Source organism: Nibrella viscosa, assembly GCF_039541875.1.
Taxonomy (GTDB): Bacteria; Bacteroidota; Bacteroidia; order Cytophagales; family Spirosomataceae; genus Nibrella; species Nibrella viscosa.
The window spans coordinates 258,067-275,402 of sequence record NZ_BAABHB010000002.1 but is presented as its reverse complement, the minus strand read 5'-3'; the positions used below and the strand labels follow the sequence as shown (position 1 = coordinate 275,402).

At 54.4% G+C, this 17,336-nt stretch carries 18 protein-coding genes and 1 pseudogene; 13 read left to right on the top strand and 6 right to left on the bottom strand.

Annotation, left to right across the window (positions count from 1 at the left end; all coding sequences use genetic code 11):
* Positions 1 to 57: 57 nt before the first annotated feature.
* A complete protein-coding gene (glf, locus tag ABD931_RS05795) occupies positions 58 to 1,200 on the bottom strand; it encodes a UDP-galactopyranose mutase (RefSeq protein WP_345264879.1) in 1,143 nt (380 codons plus the stop codon).
* A 511-nt stretch (positions 1,201 to 1,711) separates the two neighbouring features.
* Here glf and cphA point away from each other — a divergent pair.
* The 3 genes from cphA (at position 1,712) to ABD931_RS05780 (ending at position 6,947) form a co-directional block, all read left to right on the top strand.
* Positions 1,712 to 4,360 (top strand): cyanophycin synthetase, encoded by a 2,649-nt coding sequence (gene cphA / locus ABD931_RS05790; RefSeq protein ID WP_345264877.1) that lies wholly within the window; start codon positions 1,712 to 1,714, stop codon positions 4,358 to 4,360.
* An 8-nt stretch (positions 4,361 to 4,368) separates the two neighbouring features.
* A complete protein-coding gene (locus ABD931_RS05785; protein ID WP_345264875.1) occupies positions 4,369 to 5,265 on the top strand; it encodes an isoaspartyl peptidase/L-asparaginase family protein in 897 nt (298 codons plus the stop codon).
* A gap of 254 nt (positions 5,266 to 5,519) precedes the next feature.
* Complete coding sequence (locus ABD931_RS05780; RefSeq protein WP_345264873.1) at positions 5,520 to 6,947, top strand: sulfatase family protein; 1,428 nt, start codon at positions 5,520 to 5,522, stop codon at positions 6,945 to 6,947.
* A 73-nt stretch (positions 6,948 to 7,020) separates the two neighbouring features.
* On the opposite strand, the gene ABD931_RS05775 is transcribed toward ABD931_RS05780, so the two are convergent.
* Together ABD931_RS05775 and arfB are read right to left on the bottom strand one after the other, a co-directional pair.
* On the bottom strand, positions 7,021 to 7,866 hold the full coding sequence (locus ABD931_RS05775; RefSeq protein WP_345264871.1) for a cyanophycinase: 846 nt from the start codon (positions 7,864 to 7,866) through the stop codon (positions 7,021 to 7,023).
* A 17-nt stretch (positions 7,867 to 7,883) separates the two neighbouring features.
* Positions 7,884 to 8,288: an alternative ribosome rescue aminoacyl-tRNA hydrolase ArfB gene (gene arfB, locus ABD931_RS05770; RefSeq protein ID WP_345264870.1), complete on the bottom strand. Its 405-nt coding sequence runs from the start codon at positions 8,286 to 8,288 to the stop codon at positions 7,884 to 7,886.
* 124 nt (positions 8,289 to 8,412) lie between these two features.
* Here arfB and ABD931_RS05765 point away from each other — a divergent pair, with 124 nt between their 5' ends.
* From ABD931_RS05765 to ABD931_RS05730, 8 genes are all read left to right on the top strand, one after another.
* The gene (locus ABD931_RS05765) at positions 8,413 to 8,748 is read left to right on the top strand and encodes a hypothetical protein (RefSeq protein ID WP_345264868.1); all 336 of its coding nucleotides are present in this window, start codon (positions 8,413 to 8,415) and stop codon (positions 8,746 to 8,748) included.
* A gap of 125 nt (positions 8,749 to 8,873) precedes the next feature.
* The gene (locus tag ABD931_RS05760; RefSeq protein WP_345264866.1) at positions 8,874 to 9,650 is read left to right on the top strand and encodes a hypothetical protein; all 777 of its coding nucleotides are present in this window, start codon (positions 8,874 to 8,876) and stop codon (positions 9,648 to 9,650) included.
* Positions 9,651 to 9,776: 126 nt separating this feature from the next.
* Positions 9,777 to 10,142 (top strand): hypothetical protein, encoded by a 366-nt coding sequence (locus ABD931_RS05755; RefSeq protein ID WP_345264864.1) that lies wholly within the window; start codon positions 9,777 to 9,779, stop codon positions 10,140 to 10,142.
* A gap of 84 nt (positions 10,143 to 10,226) precedes the next feature.
* On the top strand, positions 10,227 to 10,571 hold the full coding sequence (locus ABD931_RS05750; protein WP_345264862.1) for a hypothetical protein: 345 nt from the start codon (positions 10,227 to 10,229) through the stop codon (positions 10,569 to 10,571).
* Positions 10,572 to 10,575: 4 nt separating this feature from the next.
* Positions 10,576 to 10,938 carry a hypothetical protein gene (locus ABD931_RS05745; RefSeq protein ID WP_345264860.1) on the top strand — a complete coding sequence of 121 codons (363 nt, stop codon included), beginning with the start codon at positions 10,576 to 10,578 and terminating at the stop codon, positions 10,936 to 10,938.
* Between the two features lie 40 nt (positions 10,939 to 10,978).
* On the top strand, positions 10,979 to 11,326 hold the full coding sequence (locus tag ABD931_RS05740) for a hypothetical protein (RefSeq protein WP_345264858.1): 348 nt from the start codon (positions 10,979 to 10,981) through the stop codon (positions 11,324 to 11,326).
* A 5-nt stretch (positions 11,327 to 11,331) separates the two neighbouring features.
* On the top strand, positions 11,332 to 11,688 hold the full coding sequence (locus ABD931_RS05735; protein WP_345264856.1) for a hypothetical protein: 357 nt from the start codon (positions 11,332 to 11,334) through the stop codon (positions 11,686 to 11,688).
* Positions 11,689 to 11,808: 120 nt separating this feature from the next.
* Positions 11,809 to 12,735 (top strand): 1-phosphofructokinase family hexose kinase, encoded by a 927-nt coding sequence (locus ABD931_RS05730; protein WP_345264854.1) that lies wholly within the window; start codon positions 11,809 to 11,811, stop codon positions 12,733 to 12,735.
* Between the two features lie 28 nt (positions 12,736 to 12,763).
* Here the strand turns inward: ABD931_RS05730 and ABD931_RS05725 are convergent, their stop codons facing one another.
* The 3 genes and pseudogenes from ABD931_RS05725 to ABD931_RS05715 form a co-directional block, all read right to left on the bottom strand.
* On the bottom strand, positions 12,764 to 13,903 hold the full coding sequence (locus tag ABD931_RS05725; RefSeq protein WP_345264852.1) for an FG-GAP repeat domain-containing protein: 1,140 nt from the start codon (positions 13,901 to 13,903) through the stop codon (positions 12,764 to 12,766).
* A 388-nt stretch (positions 13,904 to 14,291) separates the two neighbouring features.
* Positions 14,292 to 15,230: pseudogene (locus ABD931_RS29235) on the bottom strand (CehA/McbA family metallohydrolase); the annotation flags it as partial.
* 412 nt (positions 15,231 to 15,642) lie between these two features.
* Entirely contained in the window at positions 15,643 to 16,494 is an 852-nt protein-coding gene (locus tag ABD931_RS05715; protein WP_345264848.1) for an MBL fold metallo-hydrolase, read from the bottom strand.
* 41 nt (positions 16,495 to 16,535) lie between these two features.
* On the opposite strand from ABD931_RS05715, the gene ABD931_RS05710 reads away from it, so the two are divergent.
* Together ABD931_RS05710 and ABD931_RS05705 are read left to right on the top strand one after the other, a co-directional pair.
* Positions 16,536 to 16,808 carry a hypothetical protein gene (locus ABD931_RS05710; protein ID WP_345264846.1) on the top strand — a complete coding sequence of 91 codons (273 nt, stop codon included), beginning with the start codon at positions 16,536 to 16,538 and terminating at the stop codon, positions 16,806 to 16,808.
* Positions 16,805 to 17,299 (top strand): PIN domain-containing protein, encoded by a 495-nt coding sequence (locus ABD931_RS05705; protein ID WP_345264844.1) that lies wholly within the window; start codon positions 16,805 to 16,807, stop codon positions 17,297 to 17,299. Before ABD931_RS05710 ends, ABD931_RS05705 begins: the two co-directional genes overlap by 4 nt.
* Positions 17,300 to 17,336 lie beyond the last annotated feature (37 nt).

Genomic DNA, 17,336 nt, shown 5'->3' with positions numbered 1-17,336 from the left:
CCTTAAAAAAGCCCCCTACCAGACTGGTAGGGGGCTTTTTGCATAGGTTAGGGAAATTTACTTGGCCAGTTCCTTCTCCTTCGTGCCAACCACATCTTCCAGCGACTCGGCACCGATCAGTTTTTTGTACAGTGTCAGTGCCTGCGCCACTACCTGGTCCATATTGTAATACCGGTACGTACCCAATCGGCCCACAAAATGCACGTTGGCCTGCTGCTCGGCCAATTGCTTGTAGCGCTGGTACAGCTCGGCATTTTCGGGCTTTGGAATCGGGTAATAGGGGTCTCCTTCCGACTGCGGATACTCAAACGTGATGCTGGTTTTCGGGTGCTCCTGCCCCGTTAGGTGCTTATACTCCGTAATGCGGGTATACGCATTGTCGTTGGGGTAGTTCACCACAGCTACGGGCTGATACTGCTCGGTATCGACCGTTTTATGCTCAAACCGCAGGGAACGGTAGGGCAGTTTACCAAAACAATGATCGAAGTACTCGTCTACCGGACCGGTGTAGATTAACTGGTCGTATGACAATGTTTCTTTTACCTCCCTGAAATCCGTGCTCAGCATCAGATGAATGTTCGGGTGGTCGAGCATCTTCTCGAACATTTTGGTATAGCCATGCAGCGGCATGTACTGATACTGGTCGGTAAAATAGCGGTCGTCGCGGTTGGTCCGGGTCGGAATCCGCGACGTCACCATCTTATCCAGTTCCGACGGATCGAGGCCCCACTGTTTGCGGGTATAGCCCCGGAAAAACTTCTCGTACAGATCACGCCCAACCTGGCTTACCACCACATCTTCCGATGTCCGGATTTTCTCTACCGGCTCACCCACCGATTTAAAGTATTCTTCCAGTTCTTCGGACGTAAAATTGTAGCCGTACAGCTTATTTACAGTGTCGAGGTTGATCGGAATGGGCAGCAGCTTACCGTCGACCGAGGCCAGTACCCGGTGTTCGTAGGGGCGCCACTCGGTAAACTGCGACAGATAGGCAAATACATCCGGCGAGTTGGTATGGAAGATATGCGGACCGTATAAGTGGATCAGAATACCCGCTTCGTTGTAATAATCGTACGCGTTACCGCCGATATGAGGACGTTTATCGATGAGAAGTACTTTTTTGCCAGACTGACTGGCCAGGCGTTCCGCCAACACACTACCGGCATAACCGGCTCCCACAATGGCAAAATCAAAATGCATAGAATGAGGCTAGTCTTTTTCTTTTTGTAAATGTTAAGTCAGGTAAAATAAGCGAATTATTTCTGTTTTGTTTCAAGTATATATTATACGGTCCGGATTGCCCAGGGCCCACTCCGGCACGGATAAAGCCCTGAACCGGGTGTGTTCGCCAATCAATAACCCCATACCCAAAAAAACATATTACATAAACAAATTATCCTGCAAAACAGTTAAATTTCCACTAAACAGATAGATCAAGCTTACATGAAGAAAACCCACTATTTGCCACCTCCAGCAGCCAATTGCTGAGGGCCACTGCCTCAATTCAGGTAGTGGGCCTGAACCCGCGCCGGATATCAGCGTTCCAGCATTGCGTAACAACCCAAAATAGAAACATCGCAGCCACAACAACTAGGGCATCTTCAACGGATCTATCTGTAAACCGATAAAGCGTCAGATCGCTTTCCGGCCAATGTAGCTCAGGCTACCTCAATACAATACAACAAAACGCACTCAACAGCTTTCGACCAACATGAAAATTCTGGATATCCGCTGTCTGAGAGGACCTAATTACTGGTCTGTCCGGAAGCAAAAGCTTATTGCCATGCGGCTCGACCTGGAGCAGGTAGAGGAGTATCCCACAAACAAAATTGACGGCTTTTACGAACGGCTCCGCCGGCTACTCCCAAGCCTATATACCCACGAGTGTTCGGAAGGACGGCCCGGTGGTTTTTTCTTTCGGGTCGAGACCGGCACCTGGATGGGCCATGTCATTGAACATATTGCCCTGGAGATTCAGACGCTGGCCGGCATGGATTGCGGTTACGGTCGTACCCGAGGCGCCGGCGAACCCGGTATCTACACCGTTGTTTTTGAATTCCAGGACGAACGTTCTGGCATATACGCAGCCGGTTGCGCCGTTGACATTGCCCAGGCACTGATCGACAGTGAACCCTATGATATCGATAAAGCCATTGCCGCCCTGCGCAACATCGGCGACACCAGTCGGCTCGGTCCCAGCACATCGGCCATTGTGGAAGCCTGCGTGCGCAAAGGCGTACCATACCACCGGCTCGACGACGATTCGCTGGTGCTGCTCGGCCACGGTGTCCGGCAGAAACGCATTATGGCGGCCGTTACCAACCAAACCAGTTGCATCGCTACGGATCTGGCTGCAGACAAGAACCTGACCAAACAGATACTGGCTCACGCGGGTATTCCGGTGCCCGGTGGTGCGGTTATTACGGACCTGGCAGAACTGAAAACCGCTATTGAGCAACTAAGCTATCCGGTGGTGGTCAAACCCCTGGACGGTAACCACGGCCGGGGCGTAACAACCAACATCAGGCAGTACGACGATGCAGTCAGAGCTTTCCAGTGCGCTCAAAAGCACTCGGAGCGTGTGGTGGTGGAGCAGTTTGTGCCGGGCAACGATTACCGTATTCTGGTCGTTAATTACAAGGTCTGCGCCGTAGGGCAGCGGATACCCGCCTGCGTGACCGGCAACGGTATATCTACCGTTCAGGCGTTGATTGATGCCGTTAACCGCGATCCACGCCGGGGCGACGGCCATCAGAACCTGCTCACCCGCATTGACGTAGATGAGGCCACCCTGTGCATACTCCAGCAGCAGCAACTGACGCTGGAGTCGGTGCTGCCCGCCGGTCAGACGCTGTACCTGAAAAAAACGGCTAACCTCAGTACGGGCGGTACGGCGATTGACAAAACCGATGAAATTCATCCCGAAATCGCCTTCATGGCCGAACGTACAGCCCGCATCATCGGCCTCGATATCTGCGGCATTGACCTCATTGCCGAAAACATCAGCCGGCCGCTAAAGCAGGCCGGCGCGGCTGTGATTGAAGTAAACGCCGGTCCCGGCCTGCGGATGCACACGCACCCCTCGGAAGGTAAGCCACGTGATGTAGGCAGGGCCATTGCCGATATGCTTTTCCCCGACGGGCAGAACGGCCGCATACCGCTTATTGCTATCACAGGTACCAACGGCAAAACAACCACCACGCGCCTGACGGCTCATATCGTCAGACGGGCGGGTTACAACGTGGGCTACACCACTACCGACGGGGTTTATATCGGCAGCTTCCAGATTGAAGAGGGTGATTGCACCGGTCCCAACAGCTCCCGGAAGGTGTTGATGGACCCAACCGTCGATTTTGCCGTGCTGGAATGCGCACGCGGGGGCTTGCTGCGGTCGGGCCTGGCGTTCGATCAGTGCGATGTGGGCGTGGTGACCAACGTGGCCTCCGATCACCTCGGTCTCAACAACATTCATACGCTGGATGACCTGGCGAAGGTTAAGTCGGTAATCCCCGAAACGGTAAAACCCGACGGCTATACGGTGCTGAACGCCGACAATGACTACACCTATGCCATGCGTAGCCGGGTAACCTGCCCCGTAGCCCTGTTTAGCACCAAGCCCGACAGTGAGCGCATTCAGGCCCACTGCAATCAGGGTGGTCTGGCGGCCGTGTACGAAAACAGTTACGTGACCATCCTCAACGGCAACGAGCGCATCCGGATCGAGCAGGCCACCAATATTCCGCTTTCCTTCGATGGTAAGGCATTGTTCATGATCGAAAACGTACTGGCGGCCAGTCTGGCGACGTATTGCCAGGGTATCCCGACCGAGCTTATTGCCGAGGGGCTGCGTACCTTTGTGCCCTCGGATCAGAATACGCCCGGCCGGATGAATCTCTTTCCGTTCAACGACTTTACGGTGCTGGTCGACTATGCTCACAATCCGCACGGCTTACTGGCCTTGGGGGGCTTCATCCGGCAGTTGGGCAATGGCCCCAGGGTAGGTATTATAACGGGCGTGGGCGACCGGCGCAACGAAGACATTATTGAACTGGGTCGGGTGGCCGCCGGGCTGTTCGACGAGATCATTGTCCGGCTGGACGAAGATGTACGGGGCCGGGAGCCGGAGGAGATCGTAGAGCTTATCAAAACAGGTATTCAGGCCGTAAGCCCGGAAAAAAGTATCACCTGTATTCCGGATGAACTAAAGGCTATTGACTATGCGATCCGCCACGCAAAACCGGGTTCGCTGATTGTACACCTAAGCGAAAAGGTAGCAAAATCGGTGGAGATTGTGCGGGGCTTTAAAGAGCTGGAAGATAGCTATGGCCGAAATCAGGAAGTAATGGCAACCATAAGCTGAGTCGATCTATGGTTGTCCTTGCTGTTCACGGCGGGGCCGGGGTTATGAACCGGTCCGACTTGTCACCTGAAAAAGAGAAAGCGATTCACCAGAGCCTGACCAATGCACTCGACGCCGGGTATCAGGTATTAGCCACTGGCGGCTCCGCCCTGGATGCCGTGGAGCAGGCCGTGCGGGCCCTGGAGGATGCCGAACATTTCAACGCCGGCCGGGGAGCCGTTTTCACGGCCGACGGCCGGCACGAGATGGATGCCTCCCTTATGGACGGCAAGACGCTGAAGGCCGGCGCCGTGGCCGGCGTCCGGAACGTCCGCAACCCGATTACGCTGGCCCGGACGGTGATGGACAAGTCTGACTATGTGTTGCTGATGGCCCCCGGTGCCGAGGATTTTGCCCGGCAGCATAATTTATCGTTCGAACCCGACGAGTATTTCTATACCGAAACGCGCTACCAGGAGCTAAAGAAAAAGCAATCGGGCGAAGGCGGAAACAGGAAGATTGGGACGGTGGGGGCTGTAGCCCTCGACCAATCGGGTAATCTGGCGGCCGCTACCTCGACCGGCGGCATGACAAACAAGACGTTTGGCCGGCTCGGCGACAGCCCCGTAATCGGGGCCGGCACCTACGCCAACAACCGGGCCTGCGCGGTATCCTGCACCGGCGACGGCGAGTACTTTATCCGGGCGGTGGCCGCTTACGATGTTTACTGCCTGATGGCGTACAAAGGGCTGTCGCTCCAGGAAGCCTGCCGGATTGTGGTTCACGAAAAGCTAAAGGAACTGGAAGGCGAAGGCGGTCTTATCGCCGTTGACCGGGACGGTAACCTTGAAATGGCCTTCAACTCCGAAGGCATGTACCGGGGCTGGCGCAACGAGCAGGGCGAAGGCGAAACGGCTATTTTTTAATGCGTTCCGGCACAGGTTTATGATTTCTCGCCAGCCAACTGTCAAAGTAGCCGATATGGCTACCAAATTTCCTCTAGTTTCCCTAACCGGCCCGAGAACTACCTGATCTATGCCGGCGACGAGTCACAGACCCGTAGCACGGCCAGGGTTCTGGGTTGGCAAGAGCTCTGTCATTTGTAAGCTGCTGTTTACGAGATCTAATTTGTATCTTTCGTCGGGTCGGCAATTACCCTCCTGAATAACCTAAGAACTATATGGCTAGATCAAAGCAGTCACTTCTTTACGCTTTTTTGGTACTGGCTACGGCCACCGGCCTTAGCCCACAGGCAGGCCGGCAGAGACAGGCCGCCACGCCCCCGAATATTATTTTTCTGCTGGCCGATGATCAGCGCTGGGATGCCCTGGGTGTTGCTGGAAACACAATCATCCAGACTCCTTATATGGACCAACTGGCCCGCGATGGGTTCTATTTCCGACGCTCATACGTCACCACCCCGATATGCGCCATAAGCCGGGCCAGTATCCTTAGCGGCCAGTATGCCTCTCGGCACGGCATCGTCGATTTTAGCACTCCTTTTTCGGCGGCTGCCCTGGCTCAAACCTATCCGGTGCTGCTGCGCCAGGCCGGTTACCGGACGGGGTTCATTGGCAAGTATGGAGTGGGCGACGATATGCCGGTGCGCGAGTACGATTACTGGAAAGGATTTAAAGGACAGGGAAATTATGCTGCCCGCGATGACGAAGGGAACCCGATTCATCTGACGGACCTGATGGGCCGGCAGATGGACGAATTTCTGGTCACCAACCCAGCCGGCAAACCCTTTTGTCTGTCGGTAAGTTTCAAAGCGCCCCACGCCCAGGATGCCGCAAACCCGGAGTTCCCCTATGCCGACCGCTTCGAAGCCCTTTACCAGGGTATCACGCTACAGCGACCCGAAGCCGCCGACGATCGGTATTACCGGCAGTTTCCCGACTGGTTCCGGCATAACGACCAGAACGAATCACGTATTCGCTGGAGCCGTCGCTTTGCTACAGATTCTATGTTTCAGCAGACGGTTAAAGCCTATTGCCGGCTCATTACAGGTATCGACGAGGTGGTTGGTCGCCTGCGTCAGACACTCCGGGAACGTGGCCTGGCTGATAACACCGTTCTGGTCTATACCAGCGACAATGGCTTTTACGAAGGGGAATATGGCTTCGCCGATAAGTGGTACGGCCACGAACTCTCCATTCGGGTACCGCTCATGATCTACGACCCACGCCGGCCTCAATGGCATGGCCGCGTCACCGATAAATACACCCTCAATATTGATATTGCCCCAACGCTGCTGACACTGGCAGGAGTAGCCATACCAGACCGAATGCAGGGCCGCAGCCTAACGCAGCTGATGGACAGTCGCAACGACGGACCGGCTGGTACTCCCTGGCGCACGGAGTTCTTTTTCGAACACCTGTTCAACACGCCGGCCGTCTTCATTCCCCAATCGGAGGGTGTGTTACGAAATGATCAGAAATACGTGCGCTACTTCAATCTGAAGCAAGCTGGAGACAGTTATGAAGAAGTATATGACTTACGCTCTGACCCAAAAGAACTAAACAATCTGGCCACAAAACCGCCGGGAAAGCATCTCCGGAAAACCCTGCTTCCAGCTTTTGACCGCCTGAAAAAAGCAGCCAAATAAATTACTCACGCCGTTCCATCAGCAAAGATGGGTGCCGGCCCGACCTGGCATCTTCTCCCAGGACCTCTCCCCGCTACGAGATTTTCTTGCCGCGCAGGGTGAAGTTATTGCCATGGACCAGCATATGCACCAGCAGGTTCTCAATAAACATATCGTGCCTGACTCCGCCGGCGACCGTCAGGTTGGTTTCCTTCAGGCTTCGGCCGTCGATGATGGTCACCAGCCCGGAGCCAATGGTTTCCAGCTTGTTGCCTTTGCGGATAATGATGCCTGTATCTTCTTCCAGCCCGATGCCGATATGGGTGGGATTATTAGCGACCGCTACGGCCAGTCGGCGGAAACGACCCCGCACCAGAAAATGGGTATCGATGATGGCTTCATGGACCAGGCTCAGTCCTTCATACAGCGGCACTTCGGGGTTGAGGTCGGTGCTGGGCTCGGCACCGGGATAGATCATCAGATCAGACATAGCCATAGCCCCGGCGCTGGTACCGGCAATGATAAAGGGGTCCTGCACATAGCGCATGTGAATCAGGTACGCAAAGGCCGTATCTTTAAATGCTTTGATCAGGTTGAACTGGTCGCCCCCTGAGAACATGATGCCGCCGGCATTGGCAACGCGCTCCAGTATTTTTTCGTCGTCGGCCTGTTCCTTCGTCGTAATGTGCATCAGCCGCACCTCTTTATGACCCAGTTTCCGGAAAGCCCGCAGGTAATTAGCGCCTACCACGTCCGGTATACTCGATGCCGTAGTGACTACCTCTATCGGCGCATCGGGATTATTGATTTCTTTGACCACCCGGTACAAAATACCGGAGGTCACAAAGTCGTGCGTGGTGTCCTGTACATGTAATGTCTTTTTTCGTATTCCTTTATCCTCGTTTCCTCCAATTGCAATTAAGGTGCCTTTTACAATCATAGTCCCAGTATATAAGCTCAAAAATTTACCTTTCGCCGGGCTTCTTTTACCTCACCCCGGCGCTTCTTTTCAGCTTTGCGTTCTTCCACGGAGGCTTTGGTGGGCCGGGTTACTTTACGGGGCTTCGGCTTCTCAAACGCGCTGCGGATTAGCCGGTTAAACTTCTCCGTCACTTTTCCCCGGTTATCCAACTGCGAGCGTTCGGTTTGATGATACAGCACCAACTCGCCTTCAGTGGTCAGCTTATTGGCCAGTTTCTCCAGCAGCACAGCTTTTTCTTCATCGCTCAGTAAAACGGAGTCCCGGACGCTGAAACGCAGTTCTGCCTTGGTCGATACTTTATTGACATTCTGCCCACCCTTCCCCCCGCTGCGGGCAAACTGATACTGCAACTCCGGATGTAATCGACTGGGATCAATCATGCCTGTTTAGCTATAAATCAGCCGCAAAACTACAGGATTAGCTACTCAATAAATAATCTACTCGTTCAGTAAACAATCTACAAATGCGTATGTTCTGCTGTAATACAAAACCGACTCAACGATTATGTCACGACCATATGCATCGACTATGTTTGAGAAGACGCTTGATCTGTTGCAGGATCGGGATACCGGCCCCCATGAAGGCTCGGCGGTAATCCGGGAGTGGGTAACTACCCTGAAAGGGACAGACAACTCGGACCAGCTCTCGCAGACATTGCAGCACTTATATGACGAGCTGGCCAATCCGAAACCGGATAGCACCCGGGTAAAACATTTGTTGACCGATTTGTCGGAGCAGACCGGCAAAATAGCCTCGCAGGCCGGAAAAGAACATGCCGAAACCCTAAAAGAATTGGCGGAACGCCTGCGTGCCTACAGCATTGACATTGACCGGATTTAACCAACGCTTTACGTATGGCACACCGCGAGTTGGAACCTCTGGCCACCCAGCTTAAAGACTTCGGTACCGCAATGGCCAGATAACGATATTACTTCATTTAGCAACTTTCTGATTTACTCAACGTTATGGCACAAAGTCAATTTGCCACCGCTCTCATCGACGAAACCATCAATACCTTCAACGGCAGCGTAGCCACCGTATCGCCGATGGATGGTATTGCCCTGATCGATAACTGGGTGAGCGCCTTACACAGTGGCGATGCCTCCACCAATCCGGTGGCGAACACCCTAAGCGAACTCAAACTGGAACTCCAAAGCGGCAACCCGAAAACGGACCGCATTGCCGATATGCTGGACCAACTGGTTGAAGAAACCCGTGGCTTTGCCGACTCGGCCGATGATAACCAGCGACCGTCGCTGAACATGCTGGCGGCTGCGCTCGACACCTTCCGCAAGCAACTGGCCGGCGAATCCGGTCCGGCCAATACGGGTGGAAAGGCCCCTGGTGCCGGCACCGTTACGGGCATGAGCACCACTTCGGTCCGCCAGCCCGGCGCCAACAATACCGACAGTACCGATGGCAGCGACCAGAGTTCGTCCAACGATACCACCTACGTCGACAGCACCCGCAGCAGTACGGTCGATCCGCAGACGAATACCAGCAGTGCGCCGGGCGGTGATACCGGCGATGAAACCGCCGATGCCGACGGCAACACGCAGGGGGGCGGTTCGTACGGCTCAGGGTACGGCACCGGCAGTACGCAGGAAGAAGGCACCAGTAATTCGGGCACCGAAACCGGCGAATCGAACGTAACGAAACCCGGCCAGGCGGGTGGGCGTTTAGGCGGTCACGGTATTAGCGGAGGGCAGGCCGAGGAGGAAACCGGCTCATCATCAAACTAGCCCAATACCTAACCAGGACTTAGGTAGACACCGGCCTTAAATGACCGGACTGCTCCGGCAAAACATCGTCATACCTCTTTCCGTTAATCAGTACAACCGATTACATTTTAAATACTCAACGTTCATATGGCGCATCAACATTCGCAGTCAGCCGGCGCAACCGCCACAACGCTGATCGATGAAACAATAAAAGCGTTTGACCCTGGCGCTAACGCAGCCACTCCGCAAGAAGGTCTTTCTTTGATAAATGACTGGTTTTCGTCGCTGAAGACTCACCCTTTAGCGGAAGACATGGTCGACATCATGCGCAAACTGCGGGAAGAACTGCAAGGCAACATGCCTAACAATCAACGGCTGCGCTCGCTGCTCGAAGCCCTCGCCGACCATACCGACCGAATTGCACCCCAGGCCGGTGGCGACTACCCATCGCGGCTAACCAGCCTCTCAACCGCCCTGCGCAACTTCGCCGGCCAGCTTTCAACGACAGTTTAAAATTAGTTTGAAGTTTGAGGTTTGAAGTCTGAAGTTAGACTATCCACAACCTCAAACTTCAGACTTCAAACCTCAAACTAAATCATGCCTTCAAACGCACTTGAAAATAAAATAATGATCCGGACACTTGATCTGATCGAGGGCTCGGAGACCAGCGAGGTAGCACCACAGGATGGTATTTTCCTGGTCGATAACTGGATTAAGGTAGTCGAAGGAAACAATATAGCTACGCTGGTCGAACAGCGGCTGCGGGAGCTGAAAGGTCAGCTTCAATTAGCCAATCCCGACCCGGAGCGCATCCGGGGCATTTTGCTCGATCTGGCCGACCATACGGCTCAGATTGGACAAAGCCGGAACGTCGACGAAAACACGGCGACCGAACTTGAAGAACTGGCTACAGCCATCCGCAAGTTTGCGGTTCAATTGTAAACGTATGCTGTCACACGAAAAATCAACTAATCTGCTGGATGCTACCATGACGGCGCTGGAAGGCGAACCGGCATCGGTAGCGTCTCAGGAGAGTATAGGTCTGGTCGATCAGTGGATACAGGCCCTGCGGGACAGTGAAAATACGAGAGAGGTTGCCGGTGCCCTGGAACAACTGAAACACCAGTTGACCGCCGGGCAGCCCAATCCGGATGAGCTGTACCAGACGCTAAAGGAGCTGGCTGATAAAACCCAGTTCTTAAGCACGGAGGTTGGGCCGGAAGGTGATCTGTTTACCCGTATGAAAGGATTGGTCACGGCGCTTCAGCAGTTTAGCGACCGGCTTTCCAATCAGGCCGATACTCAGTAATTTAGACTCAGTAATCCATTCACTAAAACCCAGAATAGGTATGGAAACGGTTGAACGAGCCGAACATATGCTGATTGACACCCTGGGTGCTTTTCAGCACGGCAATGAAACGAAGCTGCTATCCGAAAGTCACGGGAAACTCCTGATTGAAGGATGGCTGAATGCCCTGGACGGCAATCTGAATCTGGCTGTTGTCCGGAATTCGTTGCGGGATTTACGGGATGAACTAAAGAAGCCATCGCCCAATAGCAGTGTCATGCACGGTTTATTGGTCAGTCTGGCCAATCAGGCCCATGAGGCTGCCCGCACGGCCGACACGGCCGACATCTGGGCGGCCCGACTGGAGGAGCTCTCAGTGGCATTGTACAATTTCAGCAGAAACGTTTAATAGCTATGGCCACGCATCAACAAGCTAATAATTCGGTCCGGTCTACTCTGGATACCCTTCGACGGGGTGACCAGAACGGCGGGATTGACCAGTGGCAGGAGATACTCCGCAGCCACGACAAAACCGGAGAGGTATCGCGCGCTCTGGATAATTTAGTAAACCAGCTACAGCAGGAGAACCCGAACGCGCAGGAAGTCCAGGATCAAATGGAAGCCCTCGCCCAGGAAATTAAGCTCCTGAGCACCCGAACCGAGTTTAGCAGCGAGCTGCATGACCAGTTGAACGAAATGGCCGTAGCCCTCCGCAACGCCGGCATTCAACTGAATCAGCACACCGCCGGCGATCGGTATTCAGCCAGTTAATTGGTTCATTTATAAGACCAGTTGAAAAGATGGCGTTCGGAAGAGGGCGCCATCTTTTTTATTCGGTGTACCTTTGTCCCATGTCGGCTGATAAACCATACCAGCCGTCCGGGAATCATCATGATTGTAACCCTCACGTTAAATCCCACGGTTGACACCAGCACTACCGTTGACCGCTTAGCCGCCGACCACAAGCTCCGCTGCGCCAGCCCCCGCTACGATGCCGGCGGTGGTGGTATCAATGTCTCCAAGGCCATCAGCCGGTTGGGGGGCCATTCGCTGGCTCTGTTTACCTCGGGCGGAGCTATGGGCCTGATGCTCCAGAACCTTGTCGAAAAAGAAGGCATTGAACACCAGATCATCGGTATTGAAGGGCTGACCCGCGAAAACTTCATCGTCACCGAAACCTCCACCAATCACCAGTTCCGGTTTGGTATGCCCGGTCCTACCCTCACCCCCGGCGAAACTGATGCCTGCCTGGCCGCGCTGGAAAATCTTCCTGCCAGACCCGATTACATTGTCGCCAGCGGTAGCCTCCCTCCCGGCATCGCCGACGAATTCTACGCCATGGTTGCCCGGCGGGCAAAAAAACTAAATGCCCGTTTCATTCTGGATACCTCCGGCGAACCGCTGAAAGCAGCCGCTAACGAAGGCGTTTTCCTGCTCAAACCCAACCTGGGCGAACTCTCCAGAATGGCCGGCGTTGAAACGCTGGAAATGAGCGATGTCGATGATGCTGCTATGGAAATCATCAACCGGGGCGACTGCGAAGTGGTCGTGGTCTCGCTCGGACCGGGGGGTGCCATGCTGGTCACCAAAGACACCTACGAGCACGTGCATACACCAACCGTCCGCAAGCAAAGCACGGTTGGTGCCGGCGACAGTATGGTCGGCGGCATGGTGTATGCGTTATCGCAGGGACAGTCGTTCAGCGAAATGGTGCGGCTGGGCGTAGCCTGCGGCACAGCCGCCACCATGAATCCCGGCACTCAGCTTTTCAAAAAGCCGGATGTAGATCGTCTGCTGAACTGGATTAATAATCATTGATGTACAATGGCGGTCCATCATGGGTACGTTACGGGATCGTCTGATTCCAGTACACCAGTACATTCAGGGTTGCCCGGCCGGAGGCAATGAGATCCAGGTCGCCGTCGCCGTCGAGGTCGGCGGCCTGGAGGTCTTCGCAGGCCATCATCACGCTATCGTCCAGTACCTGCTCCTGCCAGCTACCGTCGGCCTGCGGGACAAACAGCCGGACGCCTACTTTCTTGTCGGCATTAGGGTTGCGCCAGCCCACGGCAATCTGATCGCTGCCCATACGCCGGAAATCCTCCACCACGATGGCGTGGCCCTGATTCATCTTATCGGTCAGGGTAACCGGGCTGTTCTGATACACGACGAGTTTGTTGCCGTGCATAGGCTCCACAGCCGCGACCAGACCGGGTTTGCCGCGCCGGATTTCGCCGATGCCGTCGCCTTTACCAACCCACTCGCCGGTAGCTTCCCAGCGGCCGTTACGCCAGGCTACAATTTTGCCTCCTTCTTTGCTGCCGATCACCATGCGGGTCTGCGGGCCATCTTCCCATAGCTCGAAGTTGTGCGTCATGTGCAGCGTAGAATCGACCAGGCTGGTTTTCCAGGCACCCCTTGGATTTTTCGGGAAGTCGTAGGCCAGGATCTTCACGCCCTTGCCTTCGCCATTCTTGTTTCCTCGCCCGTGCAGGGGTACCACAATGAGCTGGTACCGGTTATTGCCTACTTTAGCCCACTTCATGCGGTGGGTCGTCACCTCATGGTGCAGCCGTACCGGCTCCCAGGTTTGGGTGGGGTCTTTGGGCCGGATCAGGTAAAACACGGCACCCGATTTGGTAGTATCGTTGGTTTCGGCGGGGTTCCAGCCGGCACCCACGGCTACTTCTACTTTACCGTCGCCGTCGAGGTCGCGGGCAGCAATGCAGACATTATCTTCGGGCGTCAGATTACGCGCCATCACGTTACGCTTCCAGTCGCCGGTTTTGGTGCCGGGGTTGCGGTACCATACAATTTCTTTCTGGTCGGCCATCAAGATATCCGGCTTACGGTCGCCATCGACATCACCAATGGCCAGGCCGTAGCCGATGGCAATCTGGTTATCGATAACCTGAAGTTTGAAATTGGGCGTCTGGGCAAACGCCGTGCCGGCCACGCAGGCCAGCAGGAGAATGGTTGTTTTCATACGAGGGAAAAGGAAGAGGGTTTATAGTTTGAGGTTGCTTCGCCTGTCTAACTACCCGGTGACTATAGAGGATAAACAGGCGAAGCAACTTCAAACTACAGACTACAGACTTCAAACTAATTCATTTCAACTTTTTGCGCAAGTCATCGATTACCTTTCGGGTTTCGTCGATGCGGGTTTTCAGCGCTTTTCGGTAATACCAGGCCTGAAACTCCGGTTTTTGCCGGTCTTTATCCAGTTCCTGTTCCAGTTCGGTCAGGTACTGTTCGCTTAAGGTAAGGTAGTGCCCGGCGGTTTCGGGATTGTGGAAACCGCCCCCATCAACCGTTACGTACACCGGTGTGGTGTGGGCGGCCTGCTGCGGACCGGCAATGCACCGGGCCGCAACCCACATCCCCCGCTGCAGATTCCTCTGGTCCAGCGTCAGCGTCAGATGTTCCGAGGATTGTCCTGTTTGTCCTTTTGTTACCCGCGCTATAACCTTGCCGTGGCTAACAATCTCCAGGGCCTCCAGCGGCACCTGCACTGCATGGCCGTAGGCATGGGCGGTTATCGTCATATTTTCGCCGGCTTTTACGTTCAGCCGATCGCCGGGTATGGCAGTGTTTACCTTTAATTCCAGCACCGGTCCGCTGGATACGAAGGTGTGGCCGGCGGCTAAACCGGCTTTCCAGTTCCGGTACGAAAACGGGCCGTTGAGGTAGGTGTAGAACCGGGCGTTGCCGATGCGGGCCGTCCGTTCGGGTGGACCGGTTTCGTGGTCGTGCCCGCACCAGGGGAAATCGGAACCCGCCGTTGCCGTCAGCGGTATGCCTATATCAAGCATGTGGTAATAATGATCTGTCCGCAGCGGCTGCTCCGACACGCAGAACTGGAGCAGTTCCAGCATATCTACTTTACCGCGCAGCCCATCCAGCACCAGGCCCCGGTAGCCGTGAAACGACTCCGCCTGATGCGCATAACCGGTTACGCCACCAAGTTTGTGAAGCTGATCGAACACTTTATCGTACAGGTAATATTCATCCCGGTAGCGCACCCGGTCTGAGGCTCCAATACCCACGGCATGACCAACTTCGGGCGTGCGCGGGTCTTCCTGACCGGAGGTCAGCAGGTAATTACCCGACTGGTAAACGCCCTTTTCCCCCCATGCGTATTGCGGATAGTACGTCTCCCAGAAATCGCCCATGCGCAACAGCACGCCCACCCGGAGGTCTTCGGCCTGTAGCCAATGCATCAGCAACGGATCTTCCCGCGGGGAGCGCCGGATATGGATATGCCCATCCGCCGAATACCAGCCCCGATCGGCCGTGTTTATCCAGCGGGCCATTTTGTACGACTTTTTTAGCGTCTTGCCAGCCTGAATGACCAGCTCATGCCGTTGGTCGAGGTATTCCGGCCCTTTCGATAGGGTAAGTTCATACCGGCCCGGCGGCAGCGATAGCGTAAATGTACCGGGTACGTACACGGCACTGTCGGGTTGGAAGCCGTAGCCATCAGCATGATCCCAAAGGCCATACATCACCGCAGCGGCTTCGGGCGGCAACGCCGGTACGGGCCGACTGGCCTGCGTAAGCCGCACTCGCACCGGCGTTGGCTTACCGGTACCGGCATCGGCTATTATTACTGCCAAACGCCCTTGTTTAGCCGTCTGTGCATTGGCTAAACAATAGCAAACAAGAAGCCCGGCGAAAGCCCAAAGCAACTTCAGCAATAAGGGTTTTGGGTTAAACATGGGCAATTTATTGGCTTATGGTTACCCGTTCCCCCAACTGCAATACCCGGTAAGGCGTACCGTGCTGTTCACAGGCCTGCACAAAGTCGGCCGGGTCGGCGGTGTTGAAGGCAAACATGTCATAGTGGTGCGGAATTACCAGGTTAGCCCCGATCTCTTTACCTAACCGGGCAGCTTCGTCGGCGTTCAGGTTGCCGGCTACGCGCCGTTCGGGCTTGTTACCGTTGATGGGCAGAAACGCCACATCTACTTTAAAAGGTCGCAGCACATCAACTATACCCTCATACCAGAGCGTATCACCGGAGTGATAGACGGTATACGGCCCCATTTCCGCCACATAGCCCATGAACCTGCATCGTCCCTGCTCATCCCGTTCGAGGTTGTTATGCGCGGCCGGAACGCCGTAGACCGTAATGCCGCTGACAACTACCTGCTCACCATCGTTCAGGCCGACCGGAAAAGCGGTGGCACCGTGCAGCCGCTCAACGACAAACGCCCGATTTGCTTCCGGAATGATGAACTGGACCTGCGGACTGGCGGTAAACAGCGGCAGCAGTGTTTCGGCATCCAAATGGTCAGTATGGTTGTGGCTGGAGGTAACCACATCGACCATCGTCAGCCGGGCCGGATCGATTACCCGCTCCGACAGCCGGACGTGCGGCTTATCGGTATTGGCGTATTTGCTGGTCAACGAATCCGACAGGTACGGGTCAAACAGAATATGGGTACCGGCATATTGCAGCAGAAAACCGCTTTGGCCCAGCCACCAGATATGGAGCGCATCCGGCTGGGCGCGAGCCGCTTCGATGTCGGCTAATAGGGCATCGCCTTTTTGGTAGGCAGGAACTAACCGGCTCATGTAAAAATTGATAGTTTTGTAGGCCAATACTATTGAGAACTATGCTAACATTCAAAGAAGCCGCCCAAAAAGCGCTTGAATATTACAAAGACATCTATCCAGATATTGATGGAGCTTTGATTGAAGAAATCGAAATGGATGATGCTCAAAACTCATGGCTGATTACACTCAGTTTTCCAGTTACTGAATTGGACCAAGTCATAACTCCCTTTTTGCCTATCGGCAAGCAAAAAGAAAGAAAATATAAAATTTTTAAAATTGATGCTGAAAGTGGTAAAGTAGTGTCTATGAAGATTAGAGAGCTACAACAATGACCGTTCAGGACCTCCGCCAAATGGCAGGTGTACTGATTGATGCCAACCTCCTAGTTTTGTATGCCGTCGGCCTTTATGATCGAAAGCGCATTGAGCAATACAAACGTACCCGCAATTATGCCCCTGCCGACTTTGACCTGCTCATCCGCTTCATCAGCTTTTTTCCTAAAGCAGTAACTACCCCTAACATTTTATCCGAGGCAAGTAACCTGCTGGAAGGTACAACGTACCAGTGCGGCCCGCTACTCTCCTATTTTCCCCAACAGATTCAGGTATTGGAAGAAGTGTATCTGCCGAGTTATCAAACTATGGTGACTAATCAGCCAGTTTTCACAAAATTCGGGTTAAGTGATACGGTCTCTTATGAACTAGCCAAACGGCAGTACCTTGTACTGACCGATGACCTAGACTTTTGTTATTACTTGCAGGGCAACAACCTTCCTGCCCTCAATTTCAATAATCTTCGGACAAACTACCTGTTAGGTTCCTAAGCACTTCTCCTCGCTCGTTGGCTGAAGTCATTCGGCT